The sequence below is a fragment of the Microcystis sp. M090S1 genome (genome assembly GCF_020246295.1).
Lineage (GTDB): Bacteria > Cyanobacteriota > Cyanobacteriia > Cyanobacteriales > Microcystaceae > Microcystis > Microcystis aeruginosa.
The window spans coordinates 1-3,838 of the sequence record NZ_JADBTF010000106.1 but is presented as its reverse complement, the minus strand read 5'-3'; the positions used below and the strand labels follow the sequence as shown (position 1 = coordinate 3,838).

The following is a 3,838-nucleotide window of genomic DNA, read 5'->3' as shown; positions in this document are numbered from 1 at the left end:
CTTGTTCGGGTGTGGGGTAAAATCGGAACGAGTAGGCTTTTTCCATACCTCACATTTTAGCATATATTTCGTAAATGTGCTAATATTTAACAGTAAAGCCGTCGTAGAACGACGGGGTTTCAGACCCAAAATTTTCGATGAATAGTCTTTTGATTACGGCTACGGATACCGATGCGGGTAAAACCGTTGTCACCACTGCTTTAGTGGCTTATTGGCAAAAATACTATCCATCCAAGGCCTTGGGGCTGATGAAATTAATGCAAACGGGTCAAGGCGATCGAGAATGGTATGAGGGCTTATTTCAGGGTCAATTAGAAATGATCACACCGCTGCAATATCAAGCACCCTTAGCGCCTCCTGTGGCTGCTGATTTGGAAGGTCGAGATATTCCTTTAGGGACAGTGTGGCAAGCTCTGCTGAACCTACAAAAAAGCCAAGATTTGGTTTTAATTGAGGGTTTGGGGGGTTTAGGTTGTCCTGTCACTCACGAGCTAACTTTGGCGGATTTAGCGGCTCAATGGCGGTTAAAAACCCTTTTAGTGGTGCCGGTGAAATTGGGAGCGATTTCCCAAACGGTGGCTAATATTGCCCTAGCAGAGCAAAAAAAGGTCAATTTGGGCGGAATTATCCTTAATTGTCTCGAACCGCGCACGGAGACGGAAATAGAGCAGTTAACACCGATCGATTTAATTCAATCCTTGACTAATTGTCCGGTTTTAGGTGTTTTTCCCTTTATCGAAGATCGTCGGGATTTGGATAAATTGGCCTCGGTGGTAGCTAGTTGGCCAGAAATTAAGCTGTCAAGCATTTAAATTGCTTGTTGAGACGAGGCAAAAGGCACAAGGCAAAAGGCAAAGCTGATTCCCAGCATCTTTCAATTTGACAACACCCATTGTAGGGCTAATTCATGAATTAGCCCTACAGGACATCGGGGGGGTAAGGGTAGGGTTAATTCATAGTAGGGTTGATTCATAGTAGGGTTGATTCATCGTAGGGTTAATTCATAGTAGGGTTGATTCATGAATCAACCCTACACGACATCGGGGGTGTAAGGGAATAAATTAGGGTAAGTCCAGATATTCTTGTTCTGTTAGGGCAAATTCTGGATCAATGATTTTTACTTCATTATAGGTGAGTTGATAGAGTTTGTAAACTAAATGATCAATCTGCTTTTCTAATTCGCTTGTGTTAGCGTTAGGATCGTCTTTTTTTGCGGTGAGAATTTTATTAACAATTTTTTCTAATGCTATTTGTATTTGTCTTTTAGGAACTACAATTGGAAGTTTAAATAATTGTACTGGCTTTACTTCTGGAAATATTCTCACATCTTCATTAACTAAATCACTATATAAAAAATTCATCAATTTAGAGTTGAGAACAGCCAATAAATATAAATATTGCACTTCTGATTTATTTGGCAACTGAACTATTATTCCACTTTTAAGGCAATACCATTGATCTTCGTCGTAAGCAGCAATGATTCTATTCGCAGTTTGTCGAATTAAAATTTTAGGCTCAGTAAATAATTTTTTGCGCCTAGGTCTTAACATTACATAGTAAGGGATAACACCACTTTTAGTTTCTACTCTATTGTCTAGTTTTTCTTTGTATAAGCTTAAATGTTTAATAATATTGGGATAATTTTTAACATCTAAGTCCGAAGAAAAATAAATTATGACTTTCTCTGATTTAGGCTGTAAACAATAAGAGTTTATTTCTCCTCCAATTATTAGTTTTTTAATTATATCTTTTTCTAATTTCTTACTTTCAGCTTCATCTGATTTAAGTATAAAAGCATCTGCAAGTCCGGGACTAATTCCAGTAGCTACATCTTCAGCAATATCTTTAAGAGTTAGATTACCTGAATAACATTTTTCAATTAATTGATGATGATTTTTAAAAACAAAGCTATAAGCTTGATTAGAAACAAGATTGGATTGATCAATGAGATTATTGATTTTATCTAGCTCAACTGGTAATTTATCTCTTTCCACATCTGATAGATCTGCATATAGAGTTGAGTTGTTTAATATTTTTTTAGAAAAACTAATGATGCAGGTAGGAGTTGTAACATCTTCAAATACTCCATCCCCAAGATTAATGTCTAAGATAAGACTGTAATTACTTAGTATTAATTCTCTACTTTTTTCAAATTCAATTTGATTTAAAAAACTAGAGGGAATTATTAGTGAACACAAAGATTGCTTACCTGTAAGTTCTTGATATCTGTAAGAAAAATAATTAAAAGACTCTGGAGTTCGGACATGAATTCGATCATAATATTTCTTTAAAAACTCTTTTTCTTGGGTTGAAAAATCTACGCCATAAGGAGGATTACCAATTACAACATCAAACCCAACAAAATCTCCGTTATCATTCAACACTTCAGGAAACTCAAACCGCCATTCCAAAGCATTCTTATACAGCTTACCGCTTTCAATATCTGCAATTTCAGCAGTTAGCTTATCAATCTCATTATTTAACTTAGTTACTTTTTTCTCCCGCGCTTTTTGCTCCGTCTTAGTCTCCTCAAACAATAAACCCTGATTTTCCAGATTATAAAGTTCCCCTTGTAATTGACGTAACTTCACCTTCTTAGGATTACCAATTAATAAATTAGCACTAAAACCAGCCTTAATCTTAGCAATCAGCGTTTCCATCTGCTGCTTTTGTTCCTTATTTTCCGCATTGCGATAAGTCTGTACCGCATTGCGATATTCCTCAATACTAAACTTCTGCTTCTGTAAAACCTGTTTAACATCCACATCCAAAGCAAAGCGACTAATCAAAGAATTACCACACTTGATATTAATATCAATATTTGGCAAAGTTTCTAAATTGCCATCCTCGCGATAATAAGCATTTTTTAAAAGCTCAATCCATAACCGCAAGCGACAAATCGTCACGGAATTAGGGTTAATATCCACCCCAAATAAACACCCTTCAATAATCGTTTGCTTCTCATGAAATAAGGCTTGCTGTACCCGTTGCTTTTCTTTATTATTCGGATGATAAGCAAATAAAGTCCCCTCATCATCATAAACCAATAACTTATCGTTTCGCACCTCTACCCGATAATCTTTTAGCGACTTACCCGAAGTATCTAATAAAACCCGTAACTCACTCTTAATCGCAATTATCTCATTCAAAGCTGAAACTAAAAAATGTCCCGAACCCACCGCCGGATCGCAAATCTTCAGGCTATTAATAATAACATTTGCCTCTCTTTTGTCCTCAATTCGTTCATATAAATTATCCAAACTTTGACAATTCCAGCCTTTTACTTCATTAAACTTCTGCACGATCGCTCTTCGTATCGTTTCCCGACACATATACATGGTAATAAAACTCGGTGTATAAAAAGAACCATCTTTATAACCATTAATCTTTTCAAAGATTAACCCCAACACCGAAGCATTAATTAACTTTTCGCTATCTTCTTGAGGATTTTCTAACTCATCTCGATCGAATTTATAAGCATCCAAAAACTCAAACAAATAAGCCAACGCATTTAACTCACCTACTCGCTTATTACCCTGATTATCTTTTAGCACCGTCGCTGTAAAAATGGGTAAAGTTCGCTCCCGCAAATTGCCAATAAAAATCGTTTGCTGTTCCGTCTCCGTTGGTTCAAATAGCGAACTATTTAAATAAGGTACATGAGCAAAAATCGTTTTAACCTTAGCCTCGCGCTTATTTAGAACTCTTGCAAATTAATTATATGTTATAATGATGGGTTAACTAATTTTTCCCAAAAAATTAGTTAACCAGTACATTCGTCCTGAATGAAAACTTGAAGTTTAACTTTTAACTCAAAACTCTTTAGATATGCTTTAAT

At 35.9% G+C, this 3,838-nt stretch carries 2 protein-coding genes and 1 pseudogene; 1 reads left to right on the top strand and 2 read right to left on the bottom strand.

Annotated features, from left to right (window positions below):
* Nucleotides 1–46: helix-turn-helix domain-containing protein (locus IM477_RS22920; protein ID WP_353737100.1), on the bottom strand; the 46-nt coding region annotated here is incomplete at its 3' end.
* A 91-nt stretch (nt 47–137) separates the two neighbouring features.
* Between IM477_RS22920 and bioD the strand changes: the two genes are divergently transcribed.
* Nucleotides 138–812, top strand: a complete 675-nt coding sequence (gene bioD / locus IM477_RS04910) for a dethiobiotin synthase (RefSeq protein WP_287730770.1) — start codon at nt 138–140, stop codon at nt 810–812.
* A 249-nt stretch (nt 813–1,061) separates the two neighbouring features.
* On the opposite strand, the pseudogene IM477_RS04905 reads toward bioD, so the two are convergent.
* A pseudogene (locus IM477_RS04905) lies at nt 1,062–3,710 on the bottom strand (type IIG restriction enzyme/methyltransferase); the annotation flags it as partial.
* Nucleotides 3,711–3,838 lie beyond the last annotated feature (128 nt).

What these genes read in the sequence shown, in the direction of transcription:
- bioD (WP_287730770.1), top strand. Translation starts at nt 138, where the DNA reads ATGAATAGTCTTTTGATTACGGCTACGGATACCGATGCGGGTAAAACC.